Below are 19,205 nucleotides of genomic sequence, written 5' to 3'. Positions count from 1 at the left end.
GCGTTTTCTGTGTGCTCTAGCTCACCTTCTTGGCCAATTGGAAATCCATGTATTCGTAAGCGATCTGTTGCGCCTGCGCCGTGTCGAAAGCGTCTCCCGACAAAGCGCCGCGCAACCACAAGCCGTCAATCAACGCTGCCAGTCCTCGCGCAGCACTGCGCGCATCTTCGAGCGGCAACACACGGCGGAACTCGCAGCACAGGTTGGAATACAGACGGTGATCGTTGATCCGCTGCAACCTGTGCAAAGACGGCTGGTGCATGCTGGTGGCCCAGAAGGCCAGCCAGGTTTTCATTGCCGGGCCATTGACCTGGCTGGCGTCGAAGTTGCCTTCGATGATCACCTGCAGATGCGCCCGTGGGCTGTCATCTGCCAGCGCTTGGCGGCGCAGGGTGACGTTCTCGCTGAGGACGCTCATCAGATACCGCATCGTGGCGGCAATCAGGCCGTTCTTGTCCTGAAAGTAATGACTGATGATGCCATTCGAGACACCGGCCAAACGGGCGATCAGCGCAATGCTGGCGTCCCCCATTCCGACCTGATCGACCGCCTGCAAAGTGGCTTCGATCAGTTGTTGGCGGCGGATGGGTTGCATACCGACCTTGGGCATCTTGCACATCTCCTTAGGCCTTCCGAGCGGCGAATCACGCCTATCGGATTGAGGGCCAGTCTATTTTGTTTTGATTGAACGTTCAATCAACAAAGAATAAGATCTGCGACAAATCGTCGCTGCCTACAGATTTTTCCTACGTGTAAGTGGCGATAAAACCGACATGCGAAACAGCTCGAAACCTGCGTGGGGCATGGCGCGGTTCGCGATTCGATGGACGTGTTGAAAGGGCAAGACGCTCAGGGCCAGGTTTCGGATGAACGTCCGTCCACCTTCGGCCACGAAAGCGATTCGCAGCGCCATTTCGGCAGGTTCGGGCTTTTTTCGGGATGTCTTTATATCACCCGCCGGTCGGCTGCCAACTAACCGATTGGTCGGGTTCCGTGTTGCCTTGTGTTCTTCTCTCGCACTGCCTGGAGCATTTGTGCCATGAGTTCTGCCTCGCTTATAAAGACCCCGCCCGAGAAGGTGACGGTCAACGGTTGGGTGTTTTACACCTCTACCGCGCTGATTCTGTTGTTGACCGCCATTCTGATTATCGCCCCGCAAGAGGCCGGCAGATTGTTGGGTATCGCTCAGGCCTGGTTGTCGCGCAGCTTCGGCTGGTACTACATGGTGGTGATTGCCGCCTACCTGGTATTCGTCGTGGGCCTGGCGTTTTCCTCCTACGGCAAACTCAAACTGGGCAGCAAGGATGACACCCCGGATTTCAGTTACGGCGCCTGGGCGGGGATGCTGTTCTCGTCGGGTATCGGTATTTCGCTGCTGTATTTCGGCGCGTCCGAGCCACTGGACCACTACTTCAATCCGCCGGAAGGCGCATCGGCCACCAACATGGCTGCGCGTCAGGCGGTACAGCTGACGTTCCTGCACTGGGGTCTGCACGGCTGGGCGATCTACGCACTGGTCGGTCTGGCCGTGGCGTATTTTGCTTACCGTCATAACCAGCCGCTGGCCCTGCGTTCGGCGCTGTATCCGCTGGTCGGCGAGCGTTGGGTCAAAGGCGCGGCCGGTCACGCGGTGGACGGCTTCGGCATGTTCGTGACCCTGCTGGGTCTGGTGACGAACCTGGGGATTGGCTCGCTGCAAGTGTCGTCGGGCCTGGAAAACCTGTTCGGCATGGAACACAGCAACACCAACCTGCTGATCGTGATCATTGTGATGAGCACCGTGGCGACCATCGCTGCCGTGTCCGGTGTGGAGAACGGCATCCGTCGTTTGTCCAACCTGAACATCGTGCTGTTCAGCGGCCTGCTGATTTTCGTGCTGCTGTTCGGCCCGACCCTGCACTTGCTCAACGGCTTCGTGCAGAACATCGGCGACTACCTCAACGGCGTCGTGCTGAAAACGTTCGACCTGTACGTTTATGAAGGCGACAGCGCCAAGTCCGACCGCTGGTTGGGCCTGTGGACCCTGTTCTACTGGGCGTGGTGGATTTCCTGGGCGCCATTCGTCGGCATGTTCATCGCGCGTATTTCCCGTGGTCGTACCGTGCGTGAGCTGGTGGCGGGCGTGCTGCTGATTCCGCTGGGCTTCACCTTGGCCTGGCTGTCGATCTTCGGTAACTCGGCACTGGATCTGGTGATGAACCAGGGGGCGGTGGAGCTTGGCAAGACGGCGCTGGAACAGCCGTCGATGGCGATCTATCAATTGCTTGAGCACTACCCGGCGTCGAAAGTCGTCATCGGTGTGTCGATCTTTGTCGGCTTCGTGCTGTTCCTGACCCCGGCCGACTCTGGTGCGGTAATGATGGCGAACCTGTCCTGCAAGGGCGGCAACGTCGATGAAGATGCGCCGCACTGGCTGCGGATCTTCTGGTCGGTGGTGATCACCCTGGTGACCATCGGTCTGCTGTTCGCCGGTAACTTCGAAGCCATGCAAACCATGGTGGTGCTGGCCGGTCTGCCGTTCTCGGTGGTGCTGGTGTTCTTCATGTTCGGCCTGCACAAGGCGATGCGCCAGGACGTGCAGATCGAACAGGAGCAGGCGCAACTGGCGGAGCGTGGTCGTCGTGGTTTCAGCGAGCGTTTGACGCAGCTGGACCTGCAACCGAGCCAATCGGTGGTGCAGCGTTTCATGGACAAGCAAGTCAGCCCGGCGCTGGAAGACGCGAGCGCACAGATGCGTGCGCAGGGTCTGCAAGTGCAGACGTTGCTGGGCAAGTCCAAGCGTTGCATGGGCGTGCGCGTCGAGATGGAAGAGGGCAACCCTTTCGTCTACGAAGTCAGCCTGGACGGCTATCTGGCGACCCCAACCGAATCGGCTCAGTCCGATGAAGCGCGCCAGCGTTACTACCGCGCCGAGGTGTATCTGCACAACGGCAGCCAGGATTACGACCTGATGGGCTTCACGCAGGATCAGATCACACGCGATGTGCTCGATCAGTTTGAAAGCCATCGGCAGCTCCTTGGCCGGGTGTATAGCTAAAGTCAAAAGCTCCCTCACCCCGACCCTCTCCCGGAGGGAGAGGGAGCTGACCGAGGTGTCTGGCGTAGTGCACCGAAATGGAAGATCGAGTCGATTATGGATTCGGTAAAGCAGGATCAGGTCGGTGTAGCTCTGCAGCATCCCCCCAATCAGTCCCCTCTCCCTCTGGGAGAGGGCTAGGCGGGCGGCGTTCCGATGAGGGGCTTTTCCCTGACCCAATAAAAAAGGGATCGCTCACCGCGATCCCTTTTTTTATCCCGTCTTAACCGAGATTCTTGCCCAGCAACGCGTGATACAGCTCACTGTCGCCCAAGATCCCCACCACATGATTGTTATCGTGCAGCACCAGCTTGTTGCCGGTCTGATAACGAATCTGCAACGCATCGCGCATGCCGATGTTCGAATCCACCAGCGTCGGCTTGCGTTCCAGGCCTTCCACCGCTTGTCCCGGTGCCCAGTTCTGCAGGTTCAGCACCGAACCGTTCTGCCGCGCACCCTTGATGGTGTTGCCTTCGGCCAGGTCCAGCCACGAGTCGCCGCCCGGATCGAGGCACACCGAACCGTTGATACGCTTGCACTTGTCCAGCGTGCGCATCAGGCTGCGGCCGCAGAGCACGTTGAGCGGATTGGTGTGCGCCACGAACGTACGCACATAGTCGTCCGCCGGGTTCAGCACGATCTCTTCCGGTACGCTGTACTGGATGATCCGGCCGTCTTTCATGATCGCGATGCGGCTACCCAATTTGAGCGCCTCGTCGAGGTCGTGACTCACGAAGACAATGGTCTTGCTCAGCTTGCGTTGCAGTTCCAGCAGTTCATCCTGCAATCCCTGCCGGATCAGCGGGTCGAGCGCCGAGAACGGTTCGTCCATCAGCAGAATATCGGCGTCCATCGCCAGCGCCCGCGCCAGACCGACACGTTGCTGCATGCCGCCGGAGAGTTCGTCGGGCTTCTTGTTGCGCCACTGGGTCAGGCCCACCAGTTCGAGCTTTTCATCGACCAGTTTCTTGCGTTCTTTCTCCGGACGGCCCTGCATTTCCAGACCGAAACTGATGTTCTCGCGCACCGTCAGCCACGGCATCAGGGCGAACTTCTGGAACACCATGGCGATGCGTTTGGTGCGCATCATTTTCAGCTCGGCGGGGGTGCAGGAGGCAATGTCGATCTGACGGTTTTCATGCTCGACGAACAGCTTGCCGCGGCTCACGGTGTTGAGGCCGTTGATGCAGCGCAGCAGGCTCGACTTGCCGGAACCGGACAGGCCCATCAGTACGCAGATCTCACCTTTGTTGATGTCCAGCGTGGCTTTTTCCACGCCGACGATCTGTCCGGTCTTCTTCAGGATCTCGTTGCGGGTCATACCCTGATCCAGCAGCTTGAGCGCCTCGCGTGGATCCTTGGAGAAGATTACGTCGACGTCTTCGAAGCGAATTATGCTCATGCGTCACCCCCTACTTTGGCGTCGGGTTGTTTGCAGATACGGTCGAGCATGATCGCCAGCAGTACGATCGCCAGGCCCGCTTCGAAGCCCAGGGCGATATCAGCAGTGTTCAGTGCGTTGACCACCGGTTTGCCGAGTCCGTCGGCGCCTACCAGTGCGGCGATCACCACCATCGACAACGACAGCATGATGCATTGGGTGATGCCGGCCGCGATGCTCGGCATGGCGTGAGGCAGTTCGATCCGTGAGAGCAATTGGCGACGCGAGCAGCCGAAGGCCTTGCCGGCGTCCATCAGTTCTTGCGGGACATCGCGGATGCCCAGGTAGGTCAGGCGGATCGGCGCTGCGATGGCGAACACCACCGTGGAGATCAGGCCCGGCACCACACCCAGCCCGAAGAGGGTCAGGGTAGGAATGAGGTAAACGAAGGTCGGTACGGTCTGCATCAGATCGAGTACCGGACGCATTAACGTGTAGAACATCGGTTTGTGCGCGGCGACGATGCCCAACGGCACGCCGATGACCACGCAGACCAGGGTCGCGAACATGACCTGGGCGAGGGTTTCCATGGTTTCCTGCCAGTAACCCAGATTGAGGATCAGCAAGAAGGAGGCGATCACGAAAGCGGTCAATCCCCATTTGCGCTGGATCAAGTGCGCGAGCAGGGCGATCAGGCCAATCAAGACCAGTGGGTTGAACCAGGTCAGCGCAAACGTCACGCCGTGGATCATCGTTTCCAGGGTCACGGCGATTGCGTCGAAGGTGCTGGCGCCGTGTTGCGTCAACCATTCAACGAATCCCGCGATGTACTGGCCTAAAGGTATTTTCTGATCAATCAGCATGGTAGTGAACGTCCGCATGCAAGGAAATAAACAGCCCGGGTGGGCGAGCCCACCCGGCATAAGCGATTACTGATTCAGCTTGGCTTTCACGGCCTCCAGGCCAGGTTTACCGTCAATGGTGGTCACGCCAGCGAGCCAGGTATCGAGCACCTGTGGATTCTTTTTCAGCCAGGCCTTGGCGGCCGCGTCAGGCTTCATCTTGTCGTCGAGGATGTTGCCCATCAGTTCGCTTTCCATGTCGACGGTGAACTCCAGGTTCTTCAGCAACTGACCGACGTTGCTGCACTCGGTGGCGTAGCCCTTGCGGGTGTTGGTCGCCACGGTCGCAGCACCGAAATCGGGGCCGAAGAAATCATCGCCACCGGTCAGGTATTGGATCTTGAAGCGCTTGTTCATCGGGTGCGGCGCCCAGCCGAGGAAGACCACGGCGGTGTCGCGTTTCTGCGCGCGATCAACCTGCGAGAGCATGCCCGCTTCCGACGATTCGACGACTTTGAAACCGGCGGTTTTCAGGCCGAAGGCGTCCTTGTCGATCATGCTCTGGATCAGGCGGTTGCCGTCGTTGCCAGGCTCGATGCCGTAGATCTTGCCGTCGAGTTCTTTCTTGAATTTGGCGATGTCGGCGAAGTCATGCAGGCCCTTGTCATACAGGGCTTGCGGCACGGCGAGGGTGTACTTGGCGCCCTTGAGGTTGGTGCGTACGGTTTCCACGGTGCCGGCGTCGCGGTAGGCCTTGATGTCGTTTTCCATGGTCGGCATCCAGTTGCCGAGGAACACGTCCATGTTCTTGCCGTCGGCCAGCGACTTGTAGGTCACGGGCACGGAGATCATGGTGGTCTTGGTCTTGTAGCCGAGGGCGTTGAGTACGACGGAGGTGGTAGCGGTGGTGGCGGTGATGTCGGTCCAGCCGACATCGGAGAAGTTAACGGTACTGCACTGCGCCGGTTCTGCAGCTTGCGCCAGTAACGGCAGACTCAGCATGGCGGCCAACAACAACGACGGGGAACCTTTCATGGATGGACTCCTTGGTGTTTTTTTTGGCAGTGTTCCGACTGTGGACCACCGCACTTATAGGTTGCGGTTGGATGGCGTTCTGGAGACAGCTCTACCACGGCGCCTTGCAATCGAGTCATAACGATCATGTACCAGTGAAAATCTGACGCCTACAGGGGGGGTCGTATCCAGTACAGGGATGGTCGTATCTAGTGTCAGTGACGTCGTTTACAGCTTTTTTCTGCCCCGAATGACCCTCTGAGCCGCATAAAAACGGCGAAAAACCGGGAAGAAAACGGCGCGGCGCTGGTGGACATGAGTGCGTCGGTGTCAGACGCCGTGCGCCCCGACAAAAGCCTGATGATGCGGGCATTCCGGCGGATCGCAGCTTGAGCGTAGCAGCTCCGCCAGCGGGCGCTTCACGCCCCGGACCGGCATCCTCAGGAGCTCTGCAGCAATGGCTATCAGCGTTTTCGACCTGTTCAAAATCGGCATCGGCCCTTCCAGTTCCCACACCGTCGGGCCCATGCGCGCGGCGGCGTTGTTCGTCGAGTCGTTAAGGGGCAAGCATCAACTGGAACAGGTGCGGCGGATCGAAGTGCAGCTGTTCGGTTCGCTGTCTGCTACCGGCATCGGTCACGGCAGCGACAACGCAGTGATCATGGGGCTGATGAGCGAGTGGCCGGACGCAATCGACCCGTCGCAGATCGGCCCGCGCATTCAGGCGCTGCGCGAAACTCACACACTGCTATTGGACGGTCGTTTGTCGGTGCCGTTTGTCTGGGCGCGGGATATGCGCCTGATCGATGAAAACCTGCCGTTCCACCCCAATGCGATGACGATTGTTGCTGAGGGCGATCACGGCGAACTGCATCGCGACACCTACTATTCGGTCGGCGGCGGTTTCGTGGTGGATCAGGCACAGGCCTCCAGCGGTGTCGTCGATCTGGATCGCACTGAATTGCCTTACGACTTTTCCAGCGCGGTCGAGCTGCTGGAGTTGTGCAAGAAGAACAATTTGCGCGTCGCTGAACTGATGATGGCCAATGAAAAGGTCTGGCGCAGTGAAGAAGAGATTCGCGCCGGGCTGATGAAGCTGTGGCGGGCGATGCAGGATTGCGTCGAGCAGGGGCTGAAACACGAAGGCATCCTGCCCGGTGGATTGAATGTACGTCGGCGTGCGGCGAAGTTGCATCGCAGTCTGCAGGAGTTGAACAAGCCCAATGTGATCGGCTCGACGTTGAGTGCGATGGAGTGGGTCAACCTGTTCGCCCTGGCGGTGAATGAAGAAAACGCGGCGGGCGGGCGCATGGTCACGGCGCCGACCAATGGTGCAGCGGGGATCATCCCGGCGGTGTTGCACTACTTTATGAAGTTCAGTGAAGCGGTGACCGACGCCAACGTGGTCGATTACTTCCTTGGCGCTGCGGCGGTGGGGATTCTGTGCAAGAAGAATGCTTCGATCTCCGGTGCCGAGGTTGGCTGTCAGGGCGAAGTCGGTTCGGCGTGTGCGATGGCGGCGGCGGGGCTGGCGGAGATTCTGGGCGCTACGCCGGAGCAATTGTGCAACGCGGCGGAGATTGGCCTGGAACATAACCTTGGGCTGACCTGCGATCCGGTCGGTGGCCTGGTGCAAGTGCCGTGCATCGAGCGCAATGCGATCGCGGCGGTGAAGGCGATCAACGCGGCGCAAATGGCACTGCGTGGCGATGGTCAGCATTTTATTTCGCTGGATCGGGTGATCCGCACCATGCGTGATACCGGCGCGGATATGCATGACAAATATAAAGAGACCTCGCGCGGTGGCTTGGCGGTCAGTGCTGTTGAGTGCTGAATCAGTGACACCGAGGTGAGTTCTTCGCGAGCAGGCTCGCTCCCACAGGAGCATGCATTCCAAATGTGGGAGCGAGCCTGCTCGCGAAGGGGCCAGACCAGTCAAAACTGCTCGCTAACGGAACACCCGAACTCAAACACGCCACCTTTTAGCGCGTCGCTCTCAGACAAGAACCCTTCCCACGCACTGAGCGCGATTAGCGCCCCGACCGTCCGTCACCCGTGCTTGCGGTGACACTCCCCACAAACTGCGCGCAGGCCAGTTCCCACAAGTGCTACCGATTTGCTCACACACCTTGGGACAGCGCGCTCGCCGTCGCTAATGGCACTTCGAAATACCTTTTGTCGGACGGCTCGTATAGACACGTCGCGACGTCGTTTTCAGGAGTTATTGAACGGCCATCCAATTTTAGGCATGGCAATTGCTCTGTCATAACAAAGCCCGTCTCCCACGCGAGAACGCTGGCAATAACAAGAGCCTCCGCCTGAGGCCATCACCCGCTTTGTGTGAGGAGATACCGCGATGACGTCGTTCAACTCCGGGGCCCAACCCCAGAACCGTGCGCCTCAATCCATCGGCTTTCTGCTGCTGGACAATTTCACGCTGATTTCTCTGGCCTCCGCAGTAGAACCTCTGCGCATGGCCAACCAATTGTCCGGTCGCGAGCTGTATCGCTGGAGCACCCTCACCGTCGATGGCGGCCAGGTGTGGGCCAGTGACGGTCTGCAAATCACTCCCGACGCTTCCATGCACAAAGCCCCGCCACTGGACACCGTGATCGTCTGCGGCGGTATCGGTATCCAACGCACGGTCACCCGTGAACACGTCTCGTGGTTGCAAAGCCAGGCGCGTCAATCCAAGCGCCTCGGCGCCGTGTGCACCGGCAGTTGGGCGTTGGCCTGCGCTGGCCTGCTGGATGGTTTCGATTGCAGCGTGCACTGGGAATGTCTCGCGGCGATGCAGGAAGCTTTCCCGCGCGTGGCCATGAGCACTCGTTTGTTCACCCTCGACCGTAACCGTTTCACCAGCTCCGGCGGCACCGCGCCGCTGGACATGATGCTGCACCTGATCAGCCGCGATCACGGTCGTGAACTGTCCGCCGCGATCTCGGAGATGTTCGTCTACGAACGCATCCGTAACGAACAGGATCACCAGCGCGTGCCACTCAAGCACATGCTCGGCACCAACCAGCCGAAACTGCAGGAAATCGTAGCGCTGATGGAAGCCAACCTGGAAGAGCCGATCGACCTCGATGAACTGGCGGTGTACGTCGCCGTGTCGCGTCGACAACTGGAGCGGCTGTTCCAGAAATACCTGCACTGCTCGCCGTCGCGTTACTACTTGAAGCTGCGTTTGATCCGCGCTCGGCAGTTGCTGAAGCAGACGCCGATGTCGATCATCGAAGTGGCGTCGGTGTGTGGGTTCGTCTCGACGCCGCACTTCTCCAAGTGCTACCGCGAATACTTCGGCATTCCGCCGCGTGACGAGCGCGTGGGTTCCAACACCACCCAGCAAGTGGCGATGCTGCCGCTGCCGCAGGCGATCGTGATGTCGCCGCTGTCGGGGCCGATGTCGGCGTTGAGTCAGGCGCGTAACGAGTCGACGTTTGCCAGCGTGAGGCTGTAGACCGCGTCATCGTTCTTCGCGAGCAGGCTCGCTCCCACATTTAACCGAGTTCTTCCATGAAAACTCGATCAAATGTGGGAGCGAGCCTGCTCGCGAATGGATTTTTCAGGCGCTATGGGTTTGCTGGTATTGCGCCAATGCCGGCAACAATTGCTTGTCGATCGCCTGCCGCACCGCGGGCTGAATGCTGGCGCCGCTGGTGTACATGTCCTTGACCATCTTGCGCAGTTCAAACGCACGCACATTATCCAGGCCGCGCACTGCACACTCGCAGGCCTGCTCCGCTGTGGAGCCGCTCGGCACTTGAAACCCCAACGCCTTGAGCTGGCCCAACAAATCTTCCTGATCGATCAAATCGGCATACATCATGACGCGCATCCTTCTTCGGTAACGGAGGTCGTGGCTCGATTCTGGTAGGCATGGGGAGTGACGGCAAGGGCGATTTGTCGCAGTGGCCGCGACGGCTATGAACAGGTCGTTTTCGGCTAACTCACGATAAAGGGCAGTGGGCACACTGGCCTCAGCTCGCTTCACGAAGGTTTGGTCACCCGCGAATCGCAGCTCCTCAACAGTAGCTTGAGCCCCGATCCTGTCACGGCTGGTATCGGGGCTTTTTTTTGCCTGCTGAAAAGCAAAAGATCGCAGCCTTCGGCAGCTCCTGCATTGGAATGCATTTCCCTGTAGGAGCTGCCGAAGGCTGCGATCTTTTTACGGTTTAACGTTGCAATACCAGAATCCGCGACAACAACTCATCCCGGTCGACATAACAGCCCTGGAAATGCCGCGCCCCCGTGGCCGGATCAATGGCATTGCGCGCATGCAACGTGCGGCGGTTATCGAAGCACCACAGTTCACCGGGATTGAGCCGCTGCATCAGCCGAAACCGTGGCTCGCGAGTCATCGCAATAAACCGCCGATAAGCCCGATACAACAGCGGCATCTGTTCCACCGACGTATCAAACGCCCCGCGCAAAAAGTTCGCCATGCGTATTTCCGCCACGCGACCCAGGGCATCCAAAGCGATGATCGGCGCCAGACAGCGATAATCGCTATGCCGATCCTTGTTGCGAAACTCCACGGGGATTTCACACAGGGCCTGAAACGATGCCGGGTCTTCACTGCGCAACGCATCGGCAATCGCAAAGCCATCGACAAAAATGCTCTCGCCACCCTCGGCGTCATTCACCAGGCAATGCAGAAATTGCAGGCCCGGTTGCAGCTCACGAGTCGGCAGATCCGTGTGCAGCGGCAGGTTGAAAGCGGTGTAAGCATTGCTGTCGGCATCGGCCTTGGACTGCACGTTGAACAGCACGCCGAAGTTGCTTTCGCGGATGAATGAAATGCGCTGCGCGACGAGTTTCAGCGAACCGGGTTCGGTGGGCACACCGCGCACCTGCGTCAGGCCGGTGTCGCGGAGGGCGAGCAGCCATTGCAGCAGGGCGGCGTTGTCGTTCATCAGCGCCGTGTATTCGAACACCGGCAATTGCAGATCGCTGCGCCACAGATAAGGTTTGGGCTTGGCGGCCAAGCGTTCGGCGCGGGATTCATCGTCGTAGGCGTGAGCGCGCAACCAGCCCGGATCGAAGCGGCTGCGATGGCCGTCCTGCCAGTCGATGCGCAGGCAGCCGTCGGTATCGATGTGTGCGGCTGTGGATTTCAGATCTTCAGCCGCATCGACGATCTCGAAAACCTGCTCACGGGTGACGCTATAGACGCAGTGCTGACACGGGCAGTTGTCCCGCAGCCAGACGTGGTGAAACGGGCTGACGCGCCCGTCGGCCCATTCAATTGCAACGCGATCCGCCAGACTCTGCACGTCGCTCAGCGCGCTGATCAACGGATAAGTACGGAAATCGGCAACAGCGGCAGCGGTGTTCATGGCGGCTCCTTGCGATTGATGGATTTACCTTGCAGGTGGCAGCGCGATGACGCGGCCGATGTAAGCGGGGGCGGGCAGGTCTTTCTGTTCGGCGACGATACTTTGCAGGCGGCTCAAGGTATCGGGGCTGAACGGTGCCGAGCGCGGGCCGGCGAGGTCGACGTGCAGCAGCATTTGTTCATTGCCGGCCAGTTCCTGCTCGTCACCGACCTTGTGCAGGCTGTGATAGAGGTGCAGGCGCTTGCTGTCGTGGCCGATGATTTGTGTACGCACTTCGACCTCAGTGTCGAGCTTCACTTCGTGCAGATAGTTGAGGTGCAGTTCGAGGGTGAACAGCGAATGGCCGCTGGCTTCGCGGTTGTTGCTGTCCATGCCGAGGCGATCCATCAGGGCGTCGGTGGCGTAGCTGAAAATCAGCAGGTAAAAGGCGTCGCGCAGGTGACCGTTGTAGTCCACCCAGTCGGGGATGATTCTGGTTTGGTAAGTGGTGAGGTGCGGCATGGTTTGGATTCCGGCAGGTGGCGGGTGGTCAGGATCAAGAGCAACCCCCTCACCCCAGCCCTCTCCCCCAGGGGGGGCGAGGGGGAAAGGGAGCCGATCGGGGGCCTTTCAAAACTGGAGTTCGGCTCGGTGGTGCAGGTCGGTGCAGCTCGCATGAACACTGCGGTCAGTCCCCTCTCCCTCCGGGAGAGGGCTAGGGTGAGGGCAGCGGTTTGTAGCGAACCGATTACTCGCTGAACGCCATCCCATGCTTCTCCTTGGTGCTCTTCACCGCCTCCAGCACCGCCAGCAGACAATCATCACGATAGCGTTCCAGCGCCGATATGCTGTGCCGGCCGAGCTGATCGCTGGTGCCATCGACCACGTCATCAATCAACTTGTCGGTCAGCTCCGGGGCTGGCAGATACGTCCACGGCAACTGCAACGCCGGGCCGAATTGCGACATGAAGTGGCGCATGCCCGCGTCACCACCGGCCAACGTGTAGGTCAGGAACGTGCCCATGAACGACCAGCGCAAACCTGCGCCAAACCGAATCGCATCGTCGATCTCGCCCGTGGTCGCCACGCCGTCATTCACCAGATGCAGCGCCTCACGCCACAACGCTTCGAGCAAGCGGTCGGCGATGAAGCCGGGCACTTCCTTGCGTACGTGCAACGGGCGCATGCCGAGGGACTCATAAACTTTCATGGCCGCCTGCACGGCTTCCGGTGCGGTGTTCCTGCCACCGACGACTTCGACCAATGGCAGCAGATAAACCGGGTTGAACGGGTGGCCAACCACGCAACGCTCCGGGTGCGTTGAACTCTCGTAAAACTCGCTTGGCAGCAGACCGGAAGTGCTCGAACCGATCAGCGCATTGGGCTTGGCCGCAGCGCTGATTTTGCTGTGCAGATCGAGTTTCAGCTCCAGACGTTCCGGGGCGCTTTCCTGAATGAAGTCGGCATCGCGCACACACTCTTCGATGGTCGCGACAAAGCGCAGACGCTCTTGCGACGCGCCCGGCGCCAGGCCGTTTTTCTCCAGCGCGCCCCAGGCATTGGCCACGCGCTTGCGCAGTGCTGCTTCGGCGCCGGGGGCCGGATCCCAGGCCACCACGTCGAGGCCATGGGCGAGGGCGCGGGCCACCCAGCCGCTGCCGATGACACCGCTGCCCAGCGCGGCGAAGGTTTTGATTTCGGTGATAAAGCTCATGGTGATTTCCTGAAGATTGGGTGATCCCTGTAGGAGCTGCCGAAGGCTGCGATCCTTTGATCTTGCTTCTAAAAGTCAAAGTCAAAAGATCGCAGCCTTCGGCAGCTCCTACAGGTGAAATTGGCGGGCAGTCAGAGCCCCGTTTTTTGAGCTGAGGGTTAGCCGCGCTGGGTCAGGCCCATTTTCTTGCGGCCTTCCGCCGGGGTCAGCACGCGGGCACCGAGGCGGCTGAGGATCTCGGTGGCGCGTTCGACCAGTTGGCCGTTGGTCGCCAGCACGCCCTTGTCCAGCCATAGATTGTCTTCCAGCCCGACCCGCACGTTGCCGCCCAGCAGCACCGCTTGCGCGGCCATCGGCATCTGCATCCGGCCAATCCCGAACCCGGCCCACACCGCATCCGCCGGCAAGTTATCGACCATGGCCTTCATGGTCGTGGTGTCCGCCGGTGCGCCCCACGGGATGCCCAGGCACAGCTGGAACAACGGGTTATCGAGCAAACCTTCCTTGATCATCTGCTTGGCGAACCACAGGTGACCGGTGTCGAAAATTTCCAGCTCGGCCTTCACGCCCAGCTCGGTGATGCGCTTGGCGCCGGCCCGCAGTTGCGCCGGAGTGGAGACGTAAATAGTGTCGCCATCGCCGAAGTTCAGGGTGCCGCAATCGAGAGTGCAGATTTCCGGCAGCAGTGCTTCGACGTGGGCGAGACGGGTCAGCGGGCCAACCAGATCGGTGTTCGGGCCGAACTCCATCGGGTTTTCGCCGGCGCCGATTTCCAGGTCGCCGCCCATGCCGGCGGTGAGGTTGACGATGATGTCTACGTCCGCCTCACGGATGCGCTCCATCACTTCGCGGTACAGCGCCACGTCACGGCTGAACTTGCCGGTCTGCGGGTCGCGCACATGGCAGTGCACCACGGTGGCGCCGGCCTTGGCTGCTTCCACCGCAGCTGCAGCGATTTGTTTCGGGGTGACCGGCACGTGCGGGCTCTTGGCGGTCGTGTCGCCAGCACCGGTGAGTGCGCAGGTGATGATGACGTCGTGGTTCATGGTGCGGTTTCCTTCAGGCGTGATGGGTCTGTCCGCAGCCCTTTTCGCGGCTGCGAAGCTTCGGTAAGGCCCCTCTCCCTATGGGAGAGGGCCAGGGTGAGGGGCCTTTAAATAAGAGGGTTATTTACTGGTCAGCTGCAGGTTTTCAGCGGCCGGTTTGCCATCGAACGTGGTCACACCCTCAAGCCAGCGCTGCTTGTCTTCCGGGTGATCCTTGAGCCATTGCCTGGCCGATTCGAAGGCGTCCTTGTGATCGAGCAGCGGCTGCATCATCCGGCTCTCGTCTTCGGCGGTGAACGTCAGGTTGGTCAGCAGACGGCCCACGTTCGGGCACTGCTCGGCGTATTTCGGCGCGGTCACCGTCCACACGGTGGCCATGCCTTCGTTCGGGCCGAGGGCGTCATCGCTGCCGGTCAAATAGGTCATCTTGACGTTGACGTTCATCGGGTGTGGCGCCCAGCCGAAGAACACCACGGCTTCTTTACGGCGCACGGCGCGGTCGACGGCGGCAAGCATCCCGGCTTCGCTGGACTCGACCAACTGGAACTTGCCGAGGCCGAACTGGTTCTTGGCGATCATCGCCTTGATTTGCGTGTTGGCGCCCGAGCCTGGCTCGATGCCGTAGATTTTTCCACCCAGTTCCTTTTCGAACTTGGCGATGTCGGCGAAGGTTTTCAGGCCTTTGTCCGCCAGATAAGTCGGCACCGCGAGAGTGGCGCGGGCGTCTTTCAGGCTCGGCGCTTCAAGTACTTTGACCTGATTGGCATCGACGAACGGGGTGATGGTCTGGGTCATCAGCGGGTTCCAGTAACCGAGGAACAAGTCCAGGCGCTGATCGCGGATCCCGGCGAAAATGATTTGCTGGGAGGCGCTGGTCTGTTTGGTGTTGTAGCCGAGGCCGTCGAGCAGGACCTGGGTCATGGCACTGGTGGCGATCACGTCGGTCCAGTTGACCACGCCCATGCGTACGTTCTGGCACGATGCCGGGTCGGCCGCCATGACGCTGGCGCTCAAGAAAGCGGTACCGCTGAGTGCAAGAACACAGCTGCTGATCAGTCGTTTCATGTCGGGTTCCTCGGCAGGTCGTTTATTGTGGTTCCCGGCGTCTGATGCGCCGGTGATGCAAAGTTACGCAGCAATGCCCCGGTGAAAACGCACTGCGGCGACTGGCATTTGCACTGTAGCGACCTGTGCGCTTGAACGCCGACGACAATCGGCGTATCAACGAGCCACGCTACCCTCCTTCTCGTTACCCGCGAATCGAGTGCGCACATGTCTCAGGATTTCTACTTTCTGCTGATGCCGGGGTTCTCCGCCATCGGCTTTATCTCTGCGATCGAACCGCTGCGGGTGGCCAACCGCTTTCGCGGCGAGTTGTACCGCTGGCATGTGCTGAGTGCCGATGGCGGGGCGGTGCTGGCGAGCAATGGCATGTCGGTCAACGCCGATGCGGCGCTGGAGCCGCTGAAGAAAGGGGCGACGTTGTTGGTGGTGGCCGGGTTTGAGCCGTTGAAGTTCGCCACGCCAACCCTTGAACACTGGTTGCGGCGGCTGGATAACGAAGGCGTGACCCTCGGTGCCATCGACACCGGCAGCTTTGTCCTCGCTGAAGCGGGCCTGCTTGACGGTCATCGCCTGACCCTGCACTGGGAAGCCATCGACGCCTTCAAGGAATCTTATCCACAGCTCAGCGTGACCCAAGAGCTGTTCGAGATCGACCGCCGGCGCATCACCTCGGCGGGCGGTACGGCTTCTATCGATCTAATGCTCGATCTGATCGCCCAGGCGCATGGCCCGCAGCTGGCGATTCAGGTCAGCGAGCAGTTTGTGCTGGGGCGCATTCGACCGCGCAAAGATCACCAGCGCATGGAAGTCGCCACGCGTTACGGGATCAACAACAAGAAACTGGTGCAGGTGATCGGCGAGATGGAACAACACAGCGAACCGCCGCTGACCACGCTGCAATTGGCGGAATCGATCAAGGTGACGCGGCGGCAACTGGAGCGCCTGTTTCGGCTGCACCTGAACGATACACCGAGCAATTTCTATCTGCGCCTGCGCCTGGAAAAGGCCCGGCAGTTGCTGCGCCAGACTGACATGAGCGTGCTCGAAGTCAGCATCGCCTGCGGCTTTGAATCACCGTCGTACTTCACCCGCAGCTACCGGGCACGCTTTGCGCGCTGCCCCCGTGAAGACCGCCGTACCGCCCAGGCCTAAAATCAAAAGATCGCAGCCTTCGGCAGCTCCTACTTTGGAATGCATTGCCCTGTAGGAGCTGCCGAAGGCTGCGATCTTTTTGATCTTGCTGTTGGTTACTTCTTCACCAACGCCGAACACGCAGCCTTATAAGCTTCATGCTGATACTTGTTCAACGTCCCCGGCAGCTCAAAATTATGCTTTTTCGCCTGCGCATTGATCGTCTGCGGCGACAACAACGTCACCTCACAGCCATCGAGCAACTGCAAAATCCCTTCAATCTTGAACGTCGTCGGGCCACCGGCAAATTCACCCTTCTTGCTGCGCTTCTTTATCGCAATCCGGTCAACCGAATTCTCCCGCACAAACGACGCCACCTGCGCCGCGAACAGCTTCACGTTGGCCGCCTCGTCATCGTCTTCGAGGGCGATCTTCTTGGTAGCAAGGGGAACGTGGCTCAACGCCGGACCGTCGAGAGCGGCCACGGCGATGATCGCTTCGCTGCCTTTGATTTCAATGCCGCAGATGTTCATGGGGGATTCCTTGAAGTGAAGAGGGCAGCTTACAGCTCTAGCTGATTGGCGGTGATGCCGAACGCCGATGCAATTTTCTCACGCGTAGCCTTGCGAGGCTTGGCGACGGTTTCCTGCTGGGCGAACGCCGGTTGCGAAATGCCCATGCGTTTGGCGACTTCTTCCTGAGTCAGATTGAGGTGTTCGCGCCAGGCACGGATCGGTGTCGCGCCGTCGACCATCCGACTGACGACCTCATGGGGAATCAAGTCGGGCTGCATTTTCTGCGCAACGTACTGCGCGTAAGGGATGACGACGAAAGCTGGTTTGCCATCAGCGTTGTTGATGATTTGGATATCTGTGGGTAACTTCATATTCGGATAAATATAAGCCTTTTATAAGATTTCAGAATCTTTGCTTATATTTCTCCCAAGGCCAATCAACAAGAATTGACGGCATGTTACGAGTGGTCAGGATCACTCCTGCCCAATCGACTCCAAAAACTCCGACCGTTCATCACTCATCCGCGCGATGCAATCATTCTGCGCAATCGTGAACGCTTTGCTCCCCGCCGTCGCCGGGAACGCTTCCACCGCGCAATCGGCATCGCGAGTCTTCAGCCACTGCTGTTGCGCCGTTTTCAGTTTGGCGGTGATGTCCGCCAGTTGCGTCGGGTTCTTGCCGTAAGCCGTCTGCATGCGTTCGTTGAGGCTGGCGTAGTTGTCCTTGAGCAGGTCTTCGGCGGTGGTGCGGCTGTAGGTCGAGCATTCCAGGGTCTGCACGTCGTTTTCGACGGCGTCGCAGGGGTTGTTGTCGGACTCTTCGGCGGCGTGTACGCCGGTCGCCATCAGTGCCAAAGCCAGAAAGATCGATTTCATTGTTGTCGCCGCTCTAATCCAGTGGTGTATCCAAGATGCCGGAGATTCTGGCTCAAGCTGGCGGGCTTGAACAGGTAGCTGATCGGAGCGTCCGGCGACCCTTTGTCGCGGATTGACGCTTTCGGCAATTCCCCTGTCGTTTTTGCACCCGGTCGCCCCGGCACCGAGGCATATGCTGGCCCCAAAGCGCCGGCAGACGATTCGGCGCATGAATCGCCAATAAGGGGACGCCTGATGAGCCCAGCCGAATTACACGCCGACAGCATCGTTATCGACGGTCTGATCATTGCCAAATGGAACCGCGAGCTGTTCGAAGACATGCGCAAGGGCGGTCTGACGGCAGCCAACTGCACGGTGTCGGTGTGGGAGGGCTTTCAGGCGACCGTGAACAATATTGCCGCGAGCCAGAAGCTGATCCGCGAAAACAGCGACCTGGTGATGCCGGTGCGCACCACCGCCGACATCCGTCGCGCCAAAGAACAAGGCAAGACCGGCATCCTCTTCGGCTTCCAGAATGCCCATGCCTTTGAAGATCAGATCGGCTATGTCGAGGTGTTCAAGCAGCTCGGCGTCGGCATCGTGCAGATGTGCTACAACACCCAGAACCTGGTCGGCACCGGTTGCTACGAGCGTGACGGCGGCCTGTCGGGTTTCGGTCGCGAAATCGTCGCCGAGATGAACCGCGTTGGCGTCATGTGCGACCTGTCCCACGTCGGTTCCAAAACCTCTGAAGAAGTCATCCTCGAATCGAAAAAACCGGTGTGCTATTCCCACTGCCTGCCCTCGGGCCTCAAAGAGCACCCGCGCAACAAGTCCGATGAAGAACTGAAGTTTATTGCCGACCACGGCGGTTTTGTCGGCGTGACCATGTTCGCGCCGTTCCTCGCCAAGGGCATCGATTCGACCATCGACGACTACGCCGAAGCCATCGAATACACCATGAATATTGTCGGCGAAGACGCCATCGGCATCGGCACCGACTTCACCCAGGGTCACGGTCAGGACTTCTTCGAATACCTGACCCACGACAAGGGCTACGCCCGCCGTCTGACCAGCTTCGGCAAGATCATCAACCCGCTGGGCATCCGCACCGTCGGCGAGTTCCCGAACCTGACCGAAACCCTGCTCAAGCGCGGCCATTCCGAGCGCGTGGTGCGCAAGATCATGGGCGAAAACTGGGTCAACGTTCTCAAGGACGTCTGGGGCGAATAAGCCACCGCACTTCTGA

The 19,205-nt window shown here is 59.7% G+C and carries 18 protein-coding genes; 5 read left to right on the top strand and 13 right to left on the bottom strand.

Annotated elements, in window-relative coordinates; translation table 11 throughout:
- Window positions 1–16: 16 nt before the first annotated feature.
- Window positions 17–610 carry a transcriptional regulator BetI gene (gene betI, locus P3G59_RS27110; RefSeq protein WP_277759648.1) on the bottom strand — a complete coding sequence of 198 codons (594 nt, stop codon included), beginning with the start codon at window positions 608–610 and terminating at the stop codon, window positions 17–19.
- 429 nt (window positions 611–1,039) lie between these two features.
- Between betI and betT the strand changes: the two genes are divergently transcribed.
- Window positions 1,040–3,037: a choline BCCT transporter BetT gene (gene betT / locus P3G59_RS27105; RefSeq protein ID WP_277759647.1), complete on the top strand. Its 1,998-nt coding sequence runs from the start codon at window positions 1,040–1,042 to the stop codon at window positions 3,035–3,037.
- Between the two features lie 262 nt (window positions 3,038–3,299).
- Here betT and choV read toward each other — a convergent pair whose 3' ends face one another.
- The 3 genes from choV to P3G59_RS27090 form a co-directional block, all read right to left on the bottom strand.
- Window positions 3,300–4,478, bottom strand: a complete 1,179-nt coding sequence (gene choV / locus P3G59_RS27100; RefSeq protein WP_016772804.1) for a choline ABC transporter ATP-binding protein — start codon at window positions 4,476–4,478, stop codon at window positions 3,300–3,302.
- Entirely contained in the window at window positions 4,475–5,320 is an 846-nt protein-coding gene (gene choW, locus P3G59_RS27095; protein ID WP_277759646.1) for a choline ABC transporter permease subunit, read from the bottom strand. Before choW ends, choV begins: the two co-directional genes overlap by 4 nt.
- A 66-nt stretch (window positions 5,321–5,386) precedes the next feature.
- Window positions 5,387–6,334 carry a choline ABC transporter substrate-binding protein gene (locus P3G59_RS27090; RefSeq protein WP_277759645.1) on the bottom strand — a complete coding sequence of 316 codons (948 nt, stop codon included), beginning with the start codon at window positions 6,332–6,334 and terminating at the stop codon, window positions 5,387–5,389.
- A gap of 436 nt (window positions 6,335–6,770) precedes the next feature.
- Here P3G59_RS27090 and P3G59_RS27085 point away from each other — a divergent pair, with 436 nt between their 5' ends.
- Together P3G59_RS27085 and P3G59_RS27080 are read left to right on the top strand one after the other, a co-directional pair.
- Complete coding sequence (locus P3G59_RS27085; RefSeq protein WP_277759644.1) at window positions 6,771–8,147, top strand: L-serine ammonia-lyase; 1,377 nt, start codon at window positions 6,771–6,773, stop codon at window positions 8,145–8,147.
- A 522-nt stretch (window positions 8,148–8,669) separates the two neighbouring features.
- The gene (locus P3G59_RS27080; RefSeq protein ID WP_007949927.1) at window positions 8,670–9,773 is read left to right on the top strand and encodes a GlxA family transcriptional regulator; all 1,104 of its coding nucleotides are present in this window, start codon (window positions 8,670–8,672) and stop codon (window positions 9,771–9,773) included.
- Between the two features lie 105 nt (window positions 9,774–9,878).
- Here P3G59_RS27080 and P3G59_RS27075 read toward each other — a convergent pair whose 3' ends face one another.
- From P3G59_RS27075 to P3G59_RS27050, 6 genes are all read right to left on the bottom strand, one after another.
- Entirely contained in the window at window positions 9,879–10,142 is a 264-nt protein-coding gene (locus P3G59_RS27075; RefSeq protein WP_103304375.1) for a hypothetical protein, read from the bottom strand.
- A 346-nt stretch (window positions 10,143–10,488) separates the two neighbouring features.
- On the bottom strand, window positions 10,489–11,652 hold the full coding sequence (locus tag P3G59_RS27070; protein WP_277759643.1) for a gamma-butyrobetaine dioxygenase: 1,164 nt from the start codon (window positions 11,650–11,652) through the stop codon (window positions 10,489–10,491).
- Between the two features lie 24 nt (window positions 11,653–11,676).
- The gene (locus P3G59_RS27065; RefSeq protein WP_277759642.1) at window positions 11,677–12,153 is read right to left on the bottom strand and encodes a thioesterase family protein; all 477 of its coding nucleotides are present in this window, start codon (window positions 12,151–12,153) and stop codon (window positions 11,677–11,679) included.
- A gap of 226 nt (window positions 12,154–12,379) precedes the next feature.
- Complete coding sequence (locus P3G59_RS27060; protein ID WP_277759641.1) at window positions 12,380–13,345, bottom strand: L-carnitine dehydrogenase; 966 nt, start codon at window positions 13,343–13,345, stop codon at window positions 12,380–12,382.
- 158 nt (window positions 13,346–13,503) lie between these two features.
- Complete coding sequence (locus P3G59_RS27055; RefSeq protein WP_093429893.1) at window positions 13,504–14,391, bottom strand: 3-keto-5-aminohexanoate cleavage protein; 888 nt, start codon at window positions 14,389–14,391, stop codon at window positions 13,504–13,506.
- Window positions 14,392–14,511: 120 nt separating this feature from the next.
- Window positions 14,512–15,456: a choline ABC transporter substrate-binding protein gene (locus tag P3G59_RS27050; protein ID WP_277759640.1), complete on the bottom strand. Its 945-nt coding sequence runs from the start codon at window positions 15,454–15,456 to the stop codon at window positions 14,512–14,514.
- Between the two features lie 207 nt (window positions 15,457–15,663).
- Between P3G59_RS27050 and P3G59_RS27045 the strand changes: the two genes are divergently transcribed.
- Window positions 15,664–16,608, top strand: coding sequence for a GlxA family transcriptional regulator (locus P3G59_RS27045; protein ID WP_027610647.1), 945 nt, complete (start codon window positions 15,664–15,666; stop codon window positions 16,606–16,608).
- Window positions 16,609–16,703: 95 nt separating this feature from the next.
- On the opposite strand, the gene P3G59_RS27040 is transcribed toward P3G59_RS27045, so the two are convergent.
- The 3 genes from P3G59_RS27040 to P3G59_RS27030 form a co-directional block, all read right to left on the bottom strand.
- A complete protein-coding gene (locus P3G59_RS27040) occupies window positions 16,704–17,120 on the bottom strand; it encodes a DUF3010 family protein (RefSeq protein ID WP_277759639.1) in 417 nt (138 codons plus the stop codon).
- Window positions 17,121–17,149: 29 nt separating this feature from the next.
- Window positions 17,150–17,473 carry a helix-turn-helix domain-containing protein gene (locus P3G59_RS27035; protein ID WP_277759638.1) on the bottom strand — a complete coding sequence of 108 codons (324 nt, stop codon included), beginning with the start codon at window positions 17,471–17,473 and terminating at the stop codon, window positions 17,150–17,152.
- A gap of 102 nt (window positions 17,474–17,575) precedes the next feature.
- Window positions 17,576–17,977 carry a lysozyme inhibitor LprI family protein gene (locus P3G59_RS27030; RefSeq protein WP_277759637.1) on the bottom strand — a complete coding sequence of 134 codons (402 nt, stop codon included), beginning with the start codon at window positions 17,975–17,977 and terminating at the stop codon, window positions 17,576–17,578.
- 234 nt (window positions 17,978–18,211) lie between these two features.
- On the opposite strand from P3G59_RS27030, the gene P3G59_RS27025 reads away from it, so the two are divergent.
- Window positions 18,212–19,189 carry a dipeptidase gene (locus P3G59_RS27025; RefSeq protein ID WP_027610650.1) on the top strand — a complete coding sequence of 326 codons (978 nt, stop codon included), beginning with the start codon at window positions 18,212–18,214 and terminating at the stop codon, window positions 19,187–19,189.
- Window positions 19,190–19,205 lie beyond the last annotated feature (16 nt).

Origin of the sequence: Pseudomonas sp. A34-9, from assembly GCF_029543085.1 — a bacterium.
Taxonomy (GTDB): Bacteria; Pseudomonadota; Gammaproteobacteria; order Pseudomonadales; family Pseudomonadaceae; genus Aquipseudomonas.
The sequence above is the reverse complement of the archived record's forward strand: the minus strand, read 5'-3'. Positions and strand labels throughout refer to the sequence as shown.